The organism is Lentzea albida (assembly GCF_900111005.1).
GTDB classification, from domain to species: Bacteria; Actinomycetota; Actinomycetes; order Mycobacteriales; family Pseudonocardiaceae; genus Lentzea; species Lentzea albida.
Genome location: NZ_FOFV01000016.1, coordinates 108721 through 126896, shown reverse-complemented (window position 1 = coordinate 126896; position 18176 = coordinate 108721). Strand labels below are relative to the sequence as shown.

Here is an 18176-nt window from a genome sequence, read left to right as displayed (position 1 = left end):
CCTCGCTCATGATGCGCCCTGAACACCCCCGGAGGAACAGCCGATGGCCAAACCAGGTGACGCCCTGCTGTTCTCCGTGATCCGCCGCGACCACCGTCCGTGGGCGCTGCTGCTCAACGCCGCGGTCACCACGACCGGCGGCCTGCTGCTCCCCGCCGCGCTCGCCGACGCCGTCGACATGGCCCTGAGCGGGACGTTCGTGCTGGTCACGATCGTGTGGCTGCTCGCGCTGGCGGCCGTCGAGATCATCGGTGACGCCATCGGCGTGGTGCTCGCCGCGAGCACCACGAGCCGGGCGACGGCCTTCCTGCGCCGCAAGCTCTCCCGGCGACTCCTCACCCTCGGCCACCCCTCCCCGTTCGCCGCCGGTGACGCGGTGAGCCGGGTGACGGGCGACTGCGGCAACGCGGGCGGCATCGCCGTCACGATGATCACCCTCGTCGTCACCGCCGTGTCCTCGGCGGGTGCCGTGGTCGCGCTGGCGTTGCTGGACTGGCGGCTCGCGGCCGTGTTCGTGCTGAGCGTCCCGCTGGCGGGGTTGCTGATCCGCACGCACATGCGCATGACGGCCGACGACGTGCTGACCTACCAGGAGGTCTCCGGTGAGGTCTCGGCACGGCTGCTCGACTCCGTGTCCGGTCTGCGCACGATCGCGTCCGCCGGCATCGCCGACCGGGAGGCGGACCGCGTGCTGGAGCCGCTGCCCCGGCTCGCCGCGGCCGGCGCCGGCATGTGGCGCACGCAGGCGAGGATGATGTGGCGGGCCGGGTTGCTGCTGCCCGCCGTCGAGGTGGCGGTGCTCACCGCCGCCGGTTTCGGCGTGATGCAGGGCAGGCTGAGCACGGGTGACGTGCTCGCCGCCCTCGGCTACGCGGCCCTGGGCATGGGGATCGTCGGCCAGATGACCCAGCTGACCGTGCTCGAACGGACCCGCGCCAGCGCCACCAGGATCGCCGAGGTCCTCGACACCCCCGTGCCGAAGAGGCCTGTCGCTAAGGCGTCCAACGGTGTCATCGAGCTGCGGAACGTCAGCGTCGAAGGCGCGCTGCACGACGTGAACCTGATGATCCCGGCCGGCATGTTCGTCGCGGTCGTCGGCAGTTCCGGCGCGGGCAAGTCGACGCTGGCGGCGGTGCTCGGTGGACTGTCCGCTGTGGACTCGGGCGAGGTGCGCGGTCACGACGCGGTCGGCTACGCGTTCGAACGTCCCGCCTTGCTGGGCACGACGATAGGCCGTTCGATCGGCTACGGGACGGACGCAGACGAGGTCCAGGTCAGGGACGCCGCCGTCGCCGCCCAGGTGCACAACGTGCTCATCCGGCTGCCCCAGGGCTACGAGACCCCGGTGGCCGACGCCCCGCTGTCCGGCGGTGAGGCGCAGCGGATAGGTCTGGCCCGCGCGATCGTCCGGGATCCGGACGTGCTCGTGCTCGACGACGCGACCGCGAGTCTGGACACCGTGACCGAGGCCGAAGTGGACAAGGCGCTCACCACGGCCCTGCCCGACAGGACGCGGATAGTGGTGACGCACCGCCCGGCCACGGCCGCGAGGGCGGATTTCGTGGTGTGGATGGAGAACGGCCGGATCAGGGGCACCGGCAGCCACGGGGCCCTGTGGCACAACGAGCACTACCGAGCCGTGTTCACCGGGGGCGAGTGATGCGCTTCTACCTCTCCACGCTGGCAGGACACCGCCGAGGCGTGCTGGTCCTGCTCGGCTGGTCGCTGCTCGAGGGCGTTCCCGCGTTCTTCGGCGGCAGGCTCGTCGGCACCGCCGTCGACAGGGGCTTCGCGGCCGGGAACCCGCTGGCCGGCGTGCTGTGGCTGCTCGCGTTCGCCGCACTCGCGGTGGCCGGCGCGCTGGGCCAGCGGCAGGTGTTCGCCCGGCTCGGCTCCGTCGTCGAACCGATGCGCGACGCCCTGGTCGCACGGGTCGTGCGGGGCGTGCTGAACGACCCGACGCATCGCCGCACCCCGGACGCCAGCGCGGTCGCCATGATCACCCGGCACGTCGAGGTGGTCCGCGACGCCACCGCGGGCGTGCTGGTGCAGGCCCGTGCGCTCCTGGTCACGACGGTGGCCGCGCTGGTCGGCCTCGCGACGACGGCCGCCGCGCTGATCTGGCTGGTCGTGCTCCCGATCGTGGCCGCGCTGGTGCTCTTCGGGTTGATGCTCCCGTCGCTCGCCCAACGGCAACGCGACGCCGTGATCGCCGACGAACGCACGGCGGAGGCGTCCGGCGCGGTGCTGAGCGGACTGCGCGACGTGGCCGCCTGCCACGCTTCCTCCGAGGCCTACCGGGACATCGCGACGCAGGTCGACCTGCAGGCCAGGGCCGCGGTCACCGTCGCGTGGGCCAACTCGTTGCGCGCCACGGTGATCGCGCTGGGCGGCTTCGCGCCCGTGGCGCTGCTGGTGGCGTTCGCTCCCCCGCTGGTCGCGTCCGGGCAGCTCACGACGGGTGCGGTCCTGGCAGCGGTCGTCTACCTGACCACCAGCGTGAACCCCGCGCTGCACGGCCTCGCCCGCACGACCAGCACGGTCGTGATGCGGTTGATGGTCGCACTCAAACGACTTCAGGAAGCGGCACCGCGCACGGACGTTCAGGCGGGCACCGAGAGCCCGGCCACCAGCGAGTTCGTGCTGCGGGACGTGACGTTCGGCTGGAGCCCGGACGCGGAACCGGTGCTGCGCGGCCTGTCGCTCGACCTGCGTCCCGGCGACCACCTGGCGGTCGTCGGCCCGTCCGGCATCGGCAAGTCCACAATGGCCGGTCTGCTCACCGGGCTGATGCCACCGGACCACGGCCACGTGCTGTTCGGCGGAGCGCCGGTCCACCGGGTGACGCCGGCGATCCGGCACCACGCGATCGCGCTGATCCCGCAGGAGACGTACCTGTTCACCGGCACCGTGCGGGAGAACCTCGCGCTTCTCGCGCCGTGGGCGACCGACGACGAACTGGTCGAGGCGGCGAAGAAGGTTGGCGCCGAACGACTTCTGGACAGGATCGGCGGCCTGGACGGGACACTCGGCCACGGTGGTGAAGGACTTTCCGCTGGTGAGGCACAGCTTCTCGCGCTCGCGCGGGTCTACGTGACGTCCGCGGGCGTCGTCGTCCTCGACGAGGCGACCTCACACCTCGACCCCGCCGCCGAAGCCAGGGTCGAACGGGCTTTCGCGGAACGGCAAGGGGTTCTCGTGGTGATCGCGCACCGGCTGAGCTCGGCGCTGCGGGCGAACCGCGTGCTGGTCATGGACGGCGGCAGGCCGTTGCTCGGCACGCACGAGCACCTGCTCAGGACGTCCGCGCTCTACGGGCGGCTCATGCTGGCCTGGGATCCCACGCACCGAGTGGAAACCCCGCTGCCCAAACGGTGAGCGGGGTCCACTCAGGACTAGCCGACGCGGTGCAGCCAGGTGACCGGCGCGCCGTCTCCCGCACGGCGGAACGGTTCCAGGGCGTCGTCCCACGCCGCGCCGAGCAGTTCGTCGACGCCGTGCGCGAAGGACTCACCGCCACGAGCCCGGACCGCGAGTGCACGCAGCTGGTCCTCGTTCACGACGATGTCACCGTTGGCCGAGGTTCTGGCATGCCAGAGCCCCAGCACGGGCGCGAAGCAGAAGCGCTCCCCGTCCTGACCGGAGGAAGGTTCCTCGGTCACCTCGAACCGGAGCATCGGCCACGCGCGCAGCGCAGCAACGAGCTTGGCGCCGGTGCCGGCGTCTCCGGTCCACGCGCATTCAGCGCGCAACTGGCCTGGTGCCGCGGGTTGCGCTGCCCACCTGAGGTCTACCCGGACACCGAGGGTGCCCGAGATCGCCCACTCGACGTGCGGACAGACCGCAGACGGCGACGAGTGGACGTAAACCACGCCACTGGTGCTGCCACGGGTGCTCACTGCTGACCTCCGCTACTCGACGAGGGACGTCTTCCCCTACGCCTTTGCCGAGTGTGAGGTGATCACCGCGAAACCCGTTCGCTGCATTCTGCCTCGACTTGAGGCATGTCCGCCATAAGAACCAGCTCGATCATCACCCGACCGGGGCAGATACAGGTCTTAAGTCCCGATCTCCCCGGCCGAGCGATGCCTGATCGTGATCTAGAGCGCGTTTACCGCGGCCACGACGTCGACCAGGCCGGTTCCCTTGTCGAACGACGAGGTGTACGGCCCGGCCGGCTGGTAGCCCGTGCCGTACTTGTGGGCGGTCGACTTCAGCGCCCGCTCGATGTCGGCGGGGGTCGCGGAAGGCTTGGCCTGGAACAGCTGTGCGACGATCCCGGCGATGTGCGGCGCCGCCATCGACGTGCCGCTGATCGTGTTGAACGTGCCGAGGTCGAGCAGTCCCGGCCCGTTCTGCGGGTCCAGGCCGGTGGCGCAGATCGGCAGGTAGAGCCGGCACGACGAGGTGATGTTCTCCCCCGGCGCCGAGATGTCCGGCCACGTCGCGGAGTCCGCGGCGAGGCCGCGCGAGGAGAAGTCGGACAGGGCGCCGTCGCGGGTGCCGGTGCCCTGGTCGTCGTAGGAGGCGACCGAGATCACGCCGGGGGTCGGGTCGACGCCGGGCGGGTTGGACAGGTTCGCGGACCCGTCACCACCGTCGTTGCCGTTCGCCCACACGACGACGACACCTTCCGCGACGAGCTGGCGCTGCAGCTTGACCGTCACCGACTCGGGGTCGAACGCGCCCCCGCCGGACGGGCCGTAGGAGTTGTTGATCACCTTGATCGGCGGGCAGGTCGCCGCGGGCACCCCGGCGCCGCACGGGGCCCGGTGGTTCTCCAGCACCCAGTTGAGCGCGGCGTCCGCGCCGAGGATGAGGATCGCCGCGCCGGTCGAGATCACGACGCCCTTCGCGCCCGGAGCGGCGCCGCGGATCACCGGGCCACCGGTGGTCTGCACGTCACCGCCGATCGCGATGCCGGTGACGTGGGTGCCGTGGCCGCCCAACGACGTCGTGTCGGTGTCCAGGAAGTTCGGCACCGGCACGATGCAGTTCGTCTGCGTCGTGCCGTCCAGGCACAGGCTCTTCAGGTTGCGGACGATCCGGCCGCCGAACGACGGGTGGGTCGGGTCGACGCCGGAGTCGATCACGGCGACGGACACGCCCTCACCGGTCAGCCCGAGGCTGGTGCGGGCGTCGAGGCCGCGGGTCGCGATGTGCGAGGTCGATCCCAGGAACTTGATCGGCCTCTGGACCTCGACGCGCGTAACGCCGGACTTCGCCCTGGCGGAGGAGATCCGCGCGGCGTCACCCCTCGCGGCGACCACGCCGATCTTGCGGAAGCTCGTGAGCTTCTGCAGGCCGGCCGCCTCGACCGCCTGTTCGGCGGCGGCGATGTCGGTGCCGTGGACGTAGACCGTGGAGGTCGGTGCGGCCGTCGCGACAGGGGAAGCGACGGCCACCAGCAGTACGGCGAGCGATGCAGCGCGTTTGTACATGGACCCTCCGTGAACATTGGCAGGCAATCCTTCTAACGAGTGATCCACATAACGGTGACGGCCATCACGCAATGTCTCGACCGAGTGCGGTGGGACGACCCCGGAGCGCTACCGTGTCCCCCCGTGCGGAAAGGTGGGGACTCGTGCGGCTGATCCGTCTGGGCGCTGAACCCTCGGCCATTGGGGCGGACGTCCGTGCCGCCCTCACGGCGTGGGGTGCGGGCACCGGAGTCCTGGGTGGTGTGGCGCTGCTCGGCGTCCAGCCCCCCGACTGCCCCGTGCCGCTCGACGCGATCGTCGTGCTGCCCAAGGGCGTTCTGGTGATCGTCGGCGTCGACCTGCCCGACCCCGGCGTGAAGCTCGAGGCCCCGCTCGGCGGCCAGTGGACGATCGACGGCTGGCCGCTCGTCTCCCAGGACGGCTCGCCCAACCCCGCGACCGAGGCCGTGGCCGCGGCGACGGCGGTGGCGCAGCGGATCCAGGCGATGCGCGCGGAACCGCTCCCGGTCAGCACGGTCGTGGCGGTCGGCCCGTTCGTCAGCCAGGTCGTGCAGCCAACGAACGACCTCAACCGCGGCGTGCGGGTGCTGCACCCCAAACCGTCCACTTTGCTCAGTGCGGCCCGCGAGCTCGCGACGTCGACGGTGCCGTGCACCGCCGACCACGCCGTGAAGCTCCTCGCGATCCTGCAGACGACCGGCACGCCACCGGAGTCGCGGTCGCTGCTGTCCGAGGGTTTCAGCGACGCGGTGTCCGACCTCGCGGCCGAGACCACGATGCTGATCCCCAAGGCCCAGCTGCGCCAGGCCGTCGGACGCAAACGCTTGCCAGGCAAGCTGACCTGGCCGTACCTCGCGGCGGCCGCACTGCTCGCACTGGTCCTCGTGGTGTGGCTGGTGGTCGCGCTTCCCGGCGACGACAAACCGGCCGACGCGACCCCCGCGCCGTCGTCCGCGCAGCCGACGACGGTGGTCGTGGACGGCACGGCGTTCGTGCCGAAGGAGATGAAGAAGGACCAGGACTGCAAGACGCAGGCGTTCGGTGACGTCAAGGCGTGGCTGACGGCGAACGACTGCGGTGTGCTGCTGCGCGCCACCTACGAGACGACGGTGCAGGACAAGCAGGCGACCGTGCTGGTCGCGGACATGGACCTCTACGACGCGCCGAGCGCGAAGGCGTTGCACGCGGTCGTCGTGCTGCCGGGATCGGGCGGCGTGCACGGTCTCGACGGCAAGCCGCTGGAGAACGCGGCGTTCGCCAACAACGTCAAGGGAAGCCACGTCACGCTGGCGTTCGCGGTGTGGGAGGGCGGTGCGGGCGACCCGTCGCTCGACCCGATCGCCAAGCAGGCGTTGCGGCTGCCCGTCAGCCGGTAGAGGCTTGAGGGCATGGTCGGACAACTTCGCTCTGTCGTGCTCGACTGCCCGAACACCTCCGAGCTCGCCTCGTTCTACGAGCAGCTGCTCGGGGCCGAACGCCTGGCTGGCGGGACCGAGGACTGGGAGGTGATCGTCGCGAACGGCACGCGGGTCGCGTTCCAGCTCGCCCCCGAGTACGAGCCGCCCACGTTCCCCGATCCGCGCGGTTCGCAGCAGTTCCACCTCGACGTGCTGGTGGAGGACATCGAGGAGGCCGAACCGAAGGTGCTGGCGCTCGGGGCCAAGCTGCTGCAGCGCGACAACGACGACACGTTCCGGGTCTACGCGGACCCGGTGGGGCACACGTTCTGCCTCGTGTGGCTCTCCTGATCCATACGATGCGGGTATGAGCCAGCCGATCCCGTTCGCCGACACCAACTTCAAGCTCGCCGTCGTCCAGGAGTTGATGTACAACCAGAACCTCCTGCCGAGGTTCGACCTGCGCGAGTACGCCGCCGCGCAGGGCTTCACCTACGACGAGAGGAGCTTCGGGGCGGTGCCCGAGGCGCTGGCCTACTTCGAGGCCCTCGAGGTCCCCGCCGAGCTCGCCGGCGAGATCACCGAGATCTACATGGACGGCGGCAACGAGATCTACCTCGAGATCGCGCCGGGCTGGGACGGCGAGGACGGCCTGTTCGACGTCGACGAGTTCGCCGACGTGCGGCACTTCCCGAATCTGAAGTCCATGACACTGCTCTACACGGGCAACCAGGAGGCGCTGGAGGCGCTGCGCGCCCGCGGGATCGAGGCGGACTGGCTCTGAGGCACCCCCTCTGCCTCGTGTGGCTTTCTTGATCCGGGCCTACTGTGGCGGCCATGGACTTCGACGTCATCGTCATCGGTGGTGGACCCGTAGGTGAGAACGTGGCCTGGCGGACGGCCGCGGGAGGCCTGTCCACCGCCATGATCGAGAAGGAACTGGTCGGCGGCGAGTGCTCGTACTGGGCCTGCATGCCCTCGAAGGCGTTGCTGCGCTCCGGGCACGCGCTCGCCGCCGCCCAGCGGGTCAAGGGCGTGGTCGGCGGGTCGCTCGACCCGGCCGCGGTGCTGGAGCGGCGCACCGGCTTCACCTCCAACTGGGACGACACCGGTCAGGTCAAGTGGGCCGAGTCCGAGAACATCCACGTCCTGCGGGGCGACGGTGAGGTCACCGGCGAGCGCGAGGTCACCGTGCGCGGGGCGGACGGCGAGACGGTGTACCGCGCGCGCCAGGCCGTCGTGGTGTGCACCGGCAGCGTGCCGAAGATGCCGCCGCTGGACGGCATCGACGACACTCCCGTGTGGACCTCGCGTGACGCCACGTCGGCCCGCGAGGTGCCGGACTCCCTGGTCGTGCTCGGCGGTGGTGTCGTCGGCGTCGAGATGGCGCAGGCGTGGGCGCGGCTGGGGTCGCAGGTCAAGCTCGTCGTGTCCGGCGACCGGCCGCTGCCGAAGATGGAGGACTTCGTCGGCCCTCTGGTCGTCGAGGGTCTGGAGGCGGACGGCGTCGAGGTGTTGCTGGGCGGGCGTGCGGCGGCGATCAAGCCGGGTGAGCTGACGTTGCAGGACGGCCGGACGGTGCAGGGCTCGCACATCCTCGTCGCGACGGGCCGGGTGCCCGCGACCAAGGACGGCAAGCCGCTGACCATCGACGACTCCGGGCTGGTGTCCGGCGTGGACGGCCGCTGGCTGTACGCGGCCGGCGACGTCACCGGGCGCGCGTTGCTGACGCACCAGGGCAAGTACCAGGGGCGCGCGGTCGGCACGGCGATCCTGGAGCGCTCCCGCGGGTTCGAGCCGAAGGAGCGGTCGGCGGGGCAGGCGTGGGCCGACCACGTGGCGGTGCCGCAGGTCGTGTTCACCGACCCCGAGGTGGCGTTCGTCGGCCACACCGCCGAGCAGGCGCGGGCCGCCGGGCGTGACGTCAAGGTCGTCGACCTCGACATCGCGGTCGCAGGGTCGTCGCTGCACGCCGACGGCTACAAGGGCAAGACCCGCATGGTCGTGGACGAGCGGACGCGGACGCTGGTCGGTGTCACGTTCGTCGGCCAGGACGTGGCCGAGCTGCTGCACTCGGCCACCGTCGCGATCGTCGGCGAGGTCACCGTCGACCGGTTGTGGCACGCGGTGCCCTCGTACCCGACGATCAGCGAGGTCTGGCTGCGGCTGCTCGAGTCCTACGGCCTCTGAGGCTCCAGCACGGAGCCGAGCATGCCGGTGAGCAGCTCGTCCGCCGTGCCGACCACGTGCGCGCGGTCGTCCTCGTCGACCCGTTCGGCGAGCTTGAACAACGCGTCCGCGGTCTGCACGGCGATCCGGAACGTCAGCACGACCGGGGCGTCGCCGTGCGCGCCGAACCGGCCGACGAACATCTCGGCGAGCCGTTCGGCCATCAGCTCGTACTGGTCGACGCTCGAGTCGAGGCGGTGGCTGTCCAGCATGTCGCTGAACCGGACGCGCCCGAAGCCGGGCACGTCCGCCAGCATGCGCGTGTAGACCGCGACGACCTGCCGGGTGGCCTCGCGCCACGTGTCCGCGATCAGGTCCTCGGTGAACAGCTCCTCGACTTCGCGGAGGTAGTTCTCCATACCTCGAAGTGCCAGAGCGTGCACGACAGATCGTTTGTCGGAGAAGTACTGATAGAAAGAACCAATGGGCACTCCGGCCACGTCGACGATGCGAGCCGTCGTGATGTCGTCGTAGTCGTATTCGTTCAACAGGCTCGCACAAGCGTCGAGGATCGCGGAGACCGTCGCCGCGCCGCGCTGTTGCACGGGCTGCCGGCGCATCACCCTGGCTAACCTGCCTTTTGCCGGATCTTCATGCACACCGACATCTTTATCCACAAGTGCGCTCAATCCCAAGCACAGTTTGCCGACAGTTTTCAGCCGGGATCGCCGCGGCGTTTCCGGTGAACCACCCAGCCGAAGTCGACGAGGCAGACGACGGCGAGTAGCAAAAGCAGGATTCCGAGCCAGGTGAGATCAGCTCGCAGCGCCAGCCACCCGGCCACCGAGTTGAAGACCAGGCCGAATCCCGCCAGCCACAACCGCAAGGTCAGGGCGCTGCGCGGCGGCGCGGGAGGGGGCAGGTAGTCGCTCACCTCATCCGGTTTCCCGCAGCAACGGGGCCTCAACCCGCCTCAGCAGGCGCGGCGGTTTCGTCACGTAGGGGCGGACCAGGCGGACAACGGCCAGGCCAGGGGCTATGAGCGGGACCACGGCGGTCAGCACGGCGGCCGTGATGCCCGCCCGCACGACGTCCTTGGGCATGACGGCGACGCGGTCGACGACGAACGCGCGCCGGCCGGTGATCGACACGGCCGCCAGCACGAGCAGGAAGACGACCATGCTGAGAATCGCCCGCTGCACGGCGTGCTCGTACCCGGCCGCCTCGCCCGCGACGAGGACCGCGAACCACCCGGCGAGAGCGGGCAGCTGCCCCTGTTCGGTGGTGGCCGCCCAGCTCAGGCCACCCAGTGTCGCGAGCCACGCGAGGACGTCGGCGCGTTCGCGGGCCCATAGGGATGCCGAATCGAGGGGGATGCCGGTCCAGGCCAGCAGACCGAGCGGGCTGAGGGGGTCGTCCGCGAGCTGACCGAGCACCCAGCCGAGTGTCCACGCGGACAGCAGGACCGCGACGACGAGTTGCCACCGGGGCCGGCGCACCACACAGCGGGCGAGCCGGACGATCTCCGCACGCGTCATACCCCCACCTTGCCGCTTCCTGGTGGTTTGCGGAGAAACGTCACCCCAACGCTCACCCTGTCGGCCCCCGGCCGGGAGCGTTGATCACGCAGCGCAATCCACGATCGAGCTACGGATCGGTTCCTAGACTTGAGGACATGAGCATTGATCGGCTTCTGCGTCTGCCCAGCTACCTGATGCTCGGGCTGGTGCGCGAAGCACGCCGGATCGGGCGCGCGGGACTGCGCGGCCCCCACCTGACGGTGCTCGCGTACCTCTCCGAGCAGGAGGCGGTGGCGCAGAAGCGGATCAGCGACCGGGTTCGGATGGACCCGAGCGACCTCGTGTCGGTGCTCGACGACCTGGAGGGGTTCGGGTTCGCCCAGCGCAGGCGGGACGAGAGGGACCGGCGGCGGTTCACCGTGTCGATCACCGGTGAGGGCAGGCAGGCGCTGGAGCAACGGCTGGAGGCGGCTCGGGCGCACGAGGAGGAGCTGCTGGCGCCGTTGACGCCGCACGAGCGCGATACTTTGGCCACACTGCTGCGGAAGGCGTACCTGCACCACGCTGATATGCGTGTAGATTAGACAGTCTGCGCTAAGCGACCCGGCGCAGGCAGGACGGTGCGACACGGATTGTTTCCGAAGTCGCATTGTATGGAGAAAAGAGGCAAGTTGTCAAGCCCCTCCGATGACCTCCGGCTCGCCGAAATGGAGCCGGAGCAGGAATACGTGGCCATGTTGTACGGCCGGCTCGACGACCTCCGCGAACAGACGTCGAAACGACTCGCACAATCGTTGCGACAAACCGGCGGCACGCACCAGATGCGGTCCGAGCGCGACACGTCCGTCGCGATGTACACAGATCAATTGGCCCAGTACAGCGCTGTCGAGAACGGACTCGCGTTCGGCCGGCTCGATTTCCACAACGAAGACCGCTTCTACATCGGCCGAATCGGTCTGTTCGACGAGGACAAGGAATACGAGCCGCTGCTGATGGACTGGCGCGCCCCCGCCGCCAGGCCGTTCTACCTCGCGACCGCCGCCTCCCCCGACGGCGTGCGCCGGCGCAGGCACCTGCGCACCCGCTCGCGCAAGGTGATCGGCCTCGACGACGAGGTGCTCGACATCAACTCGGCCGACGTGACGCGCAGCGAGTCGCTGACCGGCGAGGCGACGCTGCTGGCCGCGCTGAACGAGTCGCGCACCGGCCAGATGAGCGACATCGTCGCGACGATCCAGGCCGAGCAGGACAGGATCATCCGGTCGGAGCTCAACGGCGTCGTCGTCGTGCAGGGCGGACCGGGCACCGGCAAGACGGCCGTGGCGCTCCACCGCGCTGCATACCTGCTGTACACGCATCGTCGACAGCTGGCGAAACGCGGCGTGCTCGTCGTCGGCCCGAACACGACGTTCCTGCGCTACATCAGCCAGGTCCTCCCCTCGCTGGGTGAGACGGGCGTCCTGCTCTCCACCGTCGGCGAGCTGTACCCGGGACTGACCGCGGTGGGGCGCGAGTCGTCCGAGGCGGCGGCGGTGAAGGGCCGCATCCAGATGGCCGACGTGATCGCCGCGGCCGTGCGCGACCGCCAGGAGGCGCCGCCGTTCGTCGAGGTCCGCTTCGACAACGACGTGCTGCGCCTGGACCGCCGCGCGATCTCCGACGCGCGCGGCAGGGCGCGCCGCACCCGCCGCCCGCACAACGAGGCCCGCCGCACGTTCGCGCGCGAGATCATCTCGACCCTCTCGGGCATGGTGGCGTCGAGGCTGGGCAACCACCTGCTCGACAAGGCGGACGTGGACGACATCCGCCGCGAGCTGCGCGAGTCCGACGAGGTCCAGGCCGCGATCTCGTCGCTGTGGCCGGTCCTCACCCCGTTCTCGCTGCTCTCGGAGCTCTACCGCAACCCGAAGCGCCGCAACCGCGCGATGGCCAAGTTCACCCGCGAGGAACGCGACCTCCTGCAGCGCTCCACCGACGACTGGACGCCGGCGGACGTGCCGCTGCTGGACGAGGCCGCCGAACTGCTCGGCGAGGACGACACGGAGGCCAAGGCCCGCGCCGAACGCCAGCGCCGCCAGGCCATCGAGTACGCGCAGGGCGTCCTCGACATCCTCGACCTGGAGGACGACGCGGACCCGGACCTCCTGATGGCCTCGGACCTGATGGACGCGTACAGCCTGGCCCAGCGCCACGGCGTGGACCGCTACGAGACCGCCGCCGAACGAGCAGCGGCCGACCGCACCTGGACCTTCGGCCACGTGATCGTCGACGAGGCCCAGGAACTCTCCGCGATGGCCTGGCGCACCCTGATGCGCCGCTGCCCCAGCAAGTCCATGACCGTCGTGGGCGACATCGCGCAGACCGGCGACATCGGCGGCGCCACCTCGTGGGGCGCTGTCCTGTCGCCGTACGTGCAGAACCGTTGGCGCCTGACGGAACTCACGGTCAACTACCGCACCCCGGCCGAGATCATGGAGGTGGCGGCCGACGTCCTCGCCTCGGTGGACGCCGCTCTCGTACCGCCGACCTCCGTGCGTGAGACCGGTGTGCCGCCTTGGGTTTCTCCGGTGTCGTCGTTCGCCGCCGAGGTGCCCGACCTGATCGCCCGCGAGGTCACCGCCGTCGGCGACGGCAAGATCGCCGTGATCGTGCCGGCCGCGCTGCTGCCGTCCGTCGGCTCGGCCATCGCCTCCGCCGTTCCCGGATCGTCCGTGGGCAACGAGCTGGAGGAGGCGCAGGTCGTCGTGCTCGGCGTGACGGACGCCAAGGGCCTGGAGTTCGACTCGGTGGTCGTGGTGGATCCGTCCGGCATCCTGTCGGAGTCGCCTCGGGGCGCGTCGGACCTGTACGTGGCGCTGACCCGTGCCACGCAACGGCTTGGCGTCGTGCACACCGGAACGCTGCCGGATGTGCTATCCCGGCTGAAGGACGTTTCGTAAGCGATCGGGGACCCGGATGGCCAGCATCGAGTCGACGGTCATCCGGGTCGTCGTGGACGTGAGCGACAAGCTCTCCGACCGCCTCACCGAGAAACTCCCCCGGCCCGCGGTCACCAGCGCTGCGACGGCCGGCCTGTTCACCGACCTCGTCCGCTCCGACGCCGAGGCCCTTCAGGCCTACCTCGACTCCCCCGACTTCGCGACGGTCGTGGCGCAGAAGCGCATCGGCAACATGGCGGGCAAGGCCGCGAAGGACCAGTTGCGCGAGGGTCTCCGATTAGCGGGCATGTCCGACCACCCGCTGTCCCGCATCACCGACGTCGTGCACGACGTGATGATCGCCGCCTGCGACGAGGTCGACGCGCACTTCGGCCGCACCAGCGGCAGGATCGACCGCGGCGACCTCTACACCGCGGCCACCAACAACAGCGTCCTCCTGAAGCGCCTCAAGTCGTCGGCCCGCATCCACACCTTCGCGGCGCGGATGCGCGACCAGGTGGTCGCACTGCACAGCCGCATCCGCATGCCCCACGTCGGTGTCAGCCGCTCCGTCCGCTACGACCACCTCTACGTCGAGCCGGCGCTGATCTCGAAGTCGGAGTTCCGCATCGGTGCGCCGGGCGAGCGCGTGCTGGTGCAGGGCGACCCCGGTGCCGGCAAGTCCACCCTGGCCGCGAAGCTCGCCCACGACGTCGCCGTCGACGGCCGGGTCCCGTTCCTGTTGGTGCTGCGGGAGTTCTCCACCTCGTTCGACGAGGGCGGGCGCGACCTCCTGCACTACCTGGAGAAGGTGTGCCAGGCGCCGTACAACGTCAAGCCTCCGCGCGACGGCGTCGAGTACCTGCTGCGGACCGGGCGGGCGGTCGTCATCCTCGACGGGCTCGACGAGCTGGTGCAGACGGAGTTGCGGCGACGAGTCGTGTCGTTGGTGGAGGGGTTCGCGCACCTCTACCCGTTGGTGCCGATCCTGGTGACGGCGCGGAAGGTCGGGTACGAGGACGCGCCGCTGAGCACCGACTTGTTCGTGTCGAGCCACATCGCGGAGTTCGACGACGACCAGGTCGCCGCCTACGTGTCGCGGTGGTTCAAGCTCGACGAGGCCACCTCCCCGGCCGAACAGGACCAGCTGATCAGCTCGTTCATGGAGGACAGCGCGCAGATCGCGGAGCTGCGCAGCAACGCGTTGCTGCTGACGTTGTTGTGCGCCATGTACTCCAGCGACCGCTACCTGCCGCACAACCTCGCCCAGGTCTACGAGCGATGCGCGTTGATGCTGTTCGAGCAGTGGGACTCGAAGCGCGGCATCGACCTGCCGATCAAGTTCCACGGCCGCTTGCGCGGCGCGGTGCAGCACCTAGCGTGGAACATGTTCAGCGCGGCGGAGTCCGGCAAGCCGCAGACCCGCACGCGCGTCATCAACAGCCTCGCCGCCTATCTGGACAAGAAGCTCGACGACCACGACGAGTCCGTGGCGATGGCGGAGGAGTTCCTCGCGCACTGCACCGGCCGGGCGTGGATCCTCGCCGATGTCGGCGCCACCGAGTCGGAGCCTCAGTTCGGCTTCACGCACCGAACGTTTTTGGAGTACTTCGCCGCCGAGCACCTGGTCCGTGCGCACCGCACGGCGGAGGCGTTGTGGGCGGTGCTCAAGCCTCACGTCGAGCAGTGGGACGTGGTCGCGCAGATCGTGTTGCAGCTCTACGACCGCAACGTCGAGGGAGGCGCCGACGAGTTGTTGACCGAGGCGCTTGCTGATGGCGGACTGGGGTTCGCCGCCCGCGCGTTGCACCACGTGGCGCCCAGCGACCGCGTCGTCCGGTCGATCGTCACGGCGGCGTTGGACCAGTTCGTCTCCGTTCCGACCGACGCACGCGCCAACGCCACTGGCGAGACGATGACTTCGGACGCGCCCCTGCAGGATTGTGTGCGCAACTCCTCTCATCTGAACAAGCAGGTGATCGAGCGAACGCTGACCGACCGGCTCGAGGTGCTCGTCGCACGCGGCGAGATCGGCGCCATGCTCGTGATCGACACGCTGTTTGCCCGGTCAGATGGGTGGAAGGCAGTCCACCAGGACCTGTCGGAACTTCGCGGGTCGTCGCCGTGGGCGCAGTGGGCCATCGACGAGCCGAGGCTCTTGAAAACGATCATCCGCCGCGTGGGAGCAGCGGCGTTCTACACGGATTGCAACGTCGGCGACAGAACGTACGTCAACGCTACCGCCCTGTTACTCATCAAAGAGGCGCTGCCGTTCTCCAAATCCGAGGCGGACTCCATCGCCACCCTGATGACCACTCTGCCCACACCGTGGCCGATCCCGGAGCACGCAAGACCAGGCAACTACCGCCACGACGACAGTCTCCGGATGGTGCTTTGCCTGCCATACCTGGAGATGTCCGAGAAGAGGGTGTTGCCCCACACCGACGTCATCGAGCCGGTGCGCGAGTTCCTGCTGCGCTGGGAACGTGGCGAGATCAGCGTGCTAGAGCAAGACCAATAGCCGCCGCACCGACTCCGAGCACCACGCTGACCACAACGTTCAGCAACGCCGACCGGTACTTCTCCGCCTCCAACAGCTTCACCGTCTCGTAGCTGAACGTCGAGTAAGTCGTGAGCCCACCGCAAAACCCCACCCCGAGCAGCGGCATCCAAGAAGTCCCAACGACAAACCCGATCACCAAACACCCGACCACGTTCACAACCAAAGTCCCGAACGGAAAGTCGAGGGAGTGCCGCGACTGCACGAACCGATCCACCAGGTACCGACAAGGAGCCCCAAGCGCAGCACCGAGAAACACCGCAACCAGGGTCACCGACTCACCCGCAACCCCAGAAACGCCGCCACCACAGCACAAACAGGCGTGGCCACCAACGCCCAGGACCAAGAAGCGGCATACGACGAGAACGTCGTGAACCCGCCCAACACCCCAACCCCGAAGAACGCCCGCACCAACGGCCGGGGCACCGTCCCCATCAACACACCGATCAGGAACGACCCCACCACGTTGATCAGGAACAGCCCCCAAGCCCCAGGCACCACCAGAGACAGCCCGTACCGCGCCACCCCGCCAAGCCCGCCGCCCAACGACACCAGCGCGACGAAGCGGAGCCCCGGATCAGGCTGAGGGCTCGGCAAGGTGCTCCACCAGGTGGTCCAGGGCCTTCAGGGCGCGCACCACGTCCTCGCGCTCGGACAGCTCCAGCTTGGCCAGCGCCGCGCCGATCCGCTTCTCGTGCTCGCGCTGCCAGACGAGGAGCTGTTCGTGTCCACGAGGTGAGACGGATAGTCGCGCTACCCGCCTGTCCTTGGGGTCTCCGCCTCGCACCACCAGGCCGGAGTCGATCAGCTGGGACACCAGTCCGGACACCGTGTTGGGGGCCAGGCGCAGGGCCGCGGCGAGGTCGCCGACCTTCATCGGCGGGCGCTCCGCGAGGGTCTGCAGCAGCTCTACCTGCGCCATCGGCAGGGATTCCCACGGCCAGTCGGCCCGGATGCTCGTCCGCAGCGCCCGGCGCAGGCGGGTGACGACGTCGGTGAGCGTGCGGGCTTCGTCTGACATGCGGAAATCTTACTGAACGCCAGCTAATAGCTCTGGGTCAGATATAATCTGTCTGCGATGAACTGGTTCGTCACGGAGTCACCTCGCCCGGCGTGGATCGCACGTCGGGCGTACGCGCCGTGGCTGGTCATCGCGACGGTCTGCTTCGGGGCGTTCATGGGGCAGCTCGACGCCTCGATCGTCACGCTGGCGTTCCCCGCGATGAGCGCGCACTTCCACGCCGATCCCGAGTGGATCTCGCTCAGCTACCTGATCACGCTCGTGGCGCTGCTCGTCCCAATGGGCAGGATCGCGGACCGGGTGGGACGCAAGATCGTCTACATCTACGGCTTCGCGTTGTTCACCGGGGCGTCCGTCGCGTGCGTGTACGCGCCGGGGTTCGACGCGCTCATCGCGGCGCGGATGGCGCAGGCCGTGGGCGCGGCGATGTTGCAGGCGAACAGCGTCGCGCTGGTCGTCACGGCGGTGGCGCCGGAGCGGCGGCGCAGGGCGCTCGGGATCCAGGCCGCGGCGCAGGCGGGCGGGCTCGCGGCCGGGCCGTTGCTCGGCGGGTACCTCACCGAGAACTTCGGGTGGCAGGCCGTGTTCGCGATCAACGTGCCGATCGGCGTCGTCGCCGTGATCGCCGGCCACTACCTGCTGCCCCGCACGAAGACCGGCCGGGACCGGGGAAGGCCGACCTGGAAGGTCGTGCCGGGGCTCGTGGGCGTGCTGCTCACCTACGCCGCGTTGTTCGCGCCGATGACGTTGCTGCCGTTCACGATGGAACAACCCTTGGCACACATAGGACTCACGGTCGCGGCGCTGCCGCTCGGGTTCGCCGTCGCGGCGACGTTGCTGAGCAGACCGGGGGCGAAGACCGGCGCGCTGATCACCGCCGTCGCGCTGATCATGCCCGTGCCGCAGGTGGTCCAGCTCGTCGTCGCGGGCATCGGGCTCGGCATCATCGCGCCCTCGTGCACTAAGCGCGTGATGGGCGCGTTGCCGGAGGGGTCGGCCGGGGTCGGCAGCGGGCTGGTCAACGTCGCGCGAGGGCTCGGCACGGCACTGGGGGTCGCGGTCGCCACCCTCCTCGTTCACACCTTCCAGTGACAGCAGCGGTTTCACTGCTCCGAACGGGCCCTGGGCCTGCCGCGCACGGGGGCGTCTC

The 18176-nt window shown here is 69.6% G+C and carries 18 protein-coding genes; 10 read left to right on the top strand and 8 right to left on the bottom strand.

Annotation, left to right across the window (positions count from 1 at the left end):
* Positions 1-43 precede the first annotated feature (43 nt).
* Both BMY74_RS32880 and BMY74_RS32875 read left to right on the top strand, forming a co-directional pair.
* The gene (locus tag BMY74_RS32880; RefSeq protein WP_089922400.1) at positions 44-1660 is read left to right on the top strand and encodes an ABC transporter ATP-binding protein; all 1617 of its coding nucleotides are present in this window, start codon (positions 44-46) and stop codon (positions 1658-1660) included.
* Positions 1660-3378 (top strand): ABC transporter ATP-binding protein, encoded by a 1719-nt coding sequence (locus BMY74_RS32875; RefSeq protein WP_089922399.1) that lies wholly within the window; start codon positions 1660-1662, stop codon positions 3376-3378. Before BMY74_RS32880 ends, BMY74_RS32875 begins: the two co-directional genes overlap by 1 nt.
* Positions 3379-3395: 17 nt before the next feature.
* On the opposite strand, the gene BMY74_RS32870 is transcribed toward BMY74_RS32875, so the two are convergent.
* Positions 3396-3899, bottom strand: a complete 504-nt coding sequence (locus tag BMY74_RS32870) for a DUF3145 domain-containing protein (protein WP_089922398.1) — start codon at positions 3897-3899, stop codon at positions 3396-3398.
* Between the two features lie 201 nt (positions 3900-4100).
* Positions 4101-5441: a S8 family serine peptidase gene (locus tag BMY74_RS32865; RefSeq protein ID WP_089922397.1), complete on the bottom strand. Its 1341-nt coding sequence runs from the start codon at positions 5439-5441 to the stop codon at positions 4101-4103.
* A gap of 143 nt (positions 5442-5584) precedes the next feature.
* On the opposite strand from BMY74_RS32865, the gene BMY74_RS32860 reads away from it, so the two are divergent.
* From BMY74_RS32860 to BMY74_RS32845, 4 genes are read left to right on the top strand one after another with little or no spacing between them, the layout of a single operon-like run.
* Entirely contained in the window at positions 5585-6817 is a 1233-nt protein-coding gene (locus BMY74_RS32860; RefSeq protein ID WP_089922396.1) for a hypothetical protein, read from the top strand.
* Between the two features lie 12 nt (positions 6818-6829).
* Positions 6830-7189: a VOC family protein gene (locus BMY74_RS32855; RefSeq protein WP_089922395.1), complete on the top strand. Its 360-nt coding sequence runs from the start codon at positions 6830-6832 to the stop codon at positions 7187-7189.
* Between the two features lie 16 nt (positions 7190-7205).
* Positions 7206-7622: a DUF6892 domain-containing protein gene (locus BMY74_RS32850; RefSeq protein ID WP_089922394.1), complete on the top strand. Its 417-nt coding sequence runs from the start codon at positions 7206-7208 to the stop codon at positions 7620-7622.
* Positions 7623-7675: 53 nt separating this feature from the next.
* A complete protein-coding gene (locus tag BMY74_RS32845; protein WP_089922393.1) occupies positions 7676-9028 on the top strand; it encodes a dihydrolipoyl dehydrogenase family protein in 1353 nt (450 codons plus the stop codon).
* On the opposite strand, the gene BMY74_RS32840 is transcribed toward BMY74_RS32845, so the two are convergent.
* The 3 genes from BMY74_RS32840 to BMY74_RS32830 all read right to left on the bottom strand — a co-directional run bounded on the left by BMY74_RS32840 (position 9016) and on the right by BMY74_RS32830 (position 10545).
* Complete coding sequence (locus tag BMY74_RS32840) at positions 9016-9627, bottom strand: TetR/AcrR family transcriptional regulator (protein ID WP_089922392.1); 612 nt, start codon at positions 9625-9627, stop codon at positions 9016-9018. The genes BMY74_RS32845 and BMY74_RS32840 overlap by 13 nt on opposite strands.
* A 95-nt stretch (positions 9628-9722) precedes the next feature.
* Complete coding sequence (locus BMY74_RS32835; protein ID WP_089922391.1) at positions 9723-9941, bottom strand: DUF6343 family protein; 219 nt, start codon at positions 9939-9941, stop codon at positions 9723-9725.
* Position 9942: 1 nt separating this feature from the next.
* Complete coding sequence (locus BMY74_RS32830) at positions 9943-10545, bottom strand: hypothetical protein (protein WP_089922390.1); 603 nt, start codon at positions 10543-10545, stop codon at positions 9943-9945.
* A gap of 137 nt (positions 10546-10682) precedes the next feature.
* Here BMY74_RS32830 and BMY74_RS32825 point away from each other — a divergent pair, with 137 nt between their 5' ends.
* The 3 genes from BMY74_RS32825 to BMY74_RS32815 all read left to right on the top strand — a co-directional run bounded on the left by BMY74_RS32825 (position 10683) and on the right by BMY74_RS32815 (position 15966).
* Positions 10683-11111, top strand: a complete 429-nt coding sequence (locus BMY74_RS32825) for a MarR family winged helix-turn-helix transcriptional regulator (protein ID WP_089922389.1) — start codon at positions 10683-10685, stop codon at positions 11109-11111.
* A 69-nt stretch (positions 11112-11180) separates the two neighbouring features.
* The gene (locus BMY74_RS32820; RefSeq protein ID WP_177230033.1) at positions 11181-13466 is read left to right on the top strand and encodes a HelD family protein; all 2286 of its coding nucleotides are present in this window, start codon (positions 11181-11183) and stop codon (positions 13464-13466) included.
* A gap of 16 nt (positions 13467-13482) precedes the next feature.
* Entirely contained in the window at positions 13483-15966 is a 2484-nt protein-coding gene (locus BMY74_RS32815; RefSeq protein ID WP_089922388.1) for an NACHT domain-containing protein, read from the top strand.
* Here the strand turns inward: BMY74_RS32815 and crcB are convergent.
* The 3 genes from crcB to BMY74_RS32800 are packed head-to-tail and all read right to left on the bottom strand — an operon-like array spanning position 15941 to position 17026.
* Complete coding sequence (gene crcB / locus BMY74_RS32810; protein WP_089922387.1) at positions 15941-16279, bottom strand: fluoride efflux transporter CrcB; 339 nt, start codon at positions 16277-16279, stop codon at positions 15941-15943. The two genes, BMY74_RS32815 and crcB, sit on opposite strands and share 26 nt — an antisense overlap.
* The gene (locus BMY74_RS32805; protein ID WP_089922386.1) at positions 16276-16602 is read right to left on the bottom strand and encodes a fluoride efflux transporter FluC; all 327 of its coding nucleotides are present in this window, start codon (positions 16600-16602) and stop codon (positions 16276-16278) included. The genes crcB and BMY74_RS32805 overlap by 4 nt, the downstream gene beginning before the upstream one ends.
* Entirely contained in the window at positions 16583-17026 is a 444-nt protein-coding gene (locus BMY74_RS32800) for a MarR family winged helix-turn-helix transcriptional regulator (protein ID WP_089922385.1), read from the bottom strand. Before BMY74_RS32800 ends, BMY74_RS32805 begins: the two co-directional genes overlap by 20 nt.
* A gap of 57 nt (positions 17027-17083) precedes the next feature.
* Between BMY74_RS32800 and BMY74_RS32795 the strand changes: the two genes are divergently transcribed.
* Entirely contained in the window at positions 17084-18118 is a 1035-nt protein-coding gene (locus BMY74_RS32795; RefSeq protein WP_089922384.1) for an MFS transporter, read from the top strand.
* Positions 18119-18176 lie beyond the last annotated feature (58 nt).

Coding starts and splice junctions, on each gene's coding strand:
- BMY74_RS32845 (WP_089922393.1), top strand. CDS start 7,676: ATGGACTTCGACGTCATCGTCATCGGTGGTGGACCCGTAGGTGAGAAC.
- BMY74_RS32795 (WP_089922384.1), top strand. CDS start 17,084: ATGAACTGGTTCGTCACGGAGTCACCTCGCCCGGCGTGGATCGCACGT.
- BMY74_RS32815 (WP_089922388.1), top strand. CDS start 13,483: ATGGCCAGCATCGAGTCGACGGTCATCCGGGTCGTCGTGGACGTGAGC.
- BMY74_RS32830 (WP_089922390.1), bottom strand. CDS start 10,545: ATGACGCGTGCGGAGATCGTCCGGCTCGCCCGCTGTGTGGTGCGCCGG.
- BMY74_RS32800 (WP_089922385.1), bottom strand. CDS start 17,026: ATGTCAGACGAAGCCCGCACGCTCACCGACGTCGTCACCCGCCTGCGC.
- BMY74_RS32865 (WP_089922397.1), bottom strand. CDS start 5,441: ATGTACAAACGCGCTGCATCGCTCGCCGTACTGCTGGTGGCCGTCGCT.
- BMY74_RS32855 (WP_089922395.1), top strand. CDS start 6,830: ATGGTCGGACAACTTCGCTCTGTCGTGCTCGACTGCCCGAACACCTCC.
- BMY74_RS32820 (WP_177230033.1), top strand. CDS start 11,181: ATGGAGAAAAGAGGCAAGTTGTCAAGCCCCTCCGATGACCTCCGGCTC.
- BMY74_RS32875 (WP_089922399.1), top strand. CDS start 1,660: ATGCGCTTCTACCTCTCCACGCTGGCAGGACACCGCCGAGGCGTGCTG.
- BMY74_RS32840 (WP_089922392.1), bottom strand. CDS start 9,627: ATGCGCCGGCAGCCCGTGCAACAGCGCGGCGCGGCGACGGTCTCCGCG.
- BMY74_RS32880 (WP_089922400.1), top strand. CDS start 44: ATGGCCAAACCAGGTGACGCCCTGCTGTTCTCCGTGATCCGCCGCGAC.
- BMY74_RS32825 (WP_089922389.1), top strand. CDS start 10,683: ATGAGCATTGATCGGCTTCTGCGTCTGCCCAGCTACCTGATGCTCGGG.
- BMY74_RS32850 (WP_089922394.1), top strand. CDS start 7,206: ATGAGCCAGCCGATCCCGTTCGCCGACACCAACTTCAAGCTCGCCGTC.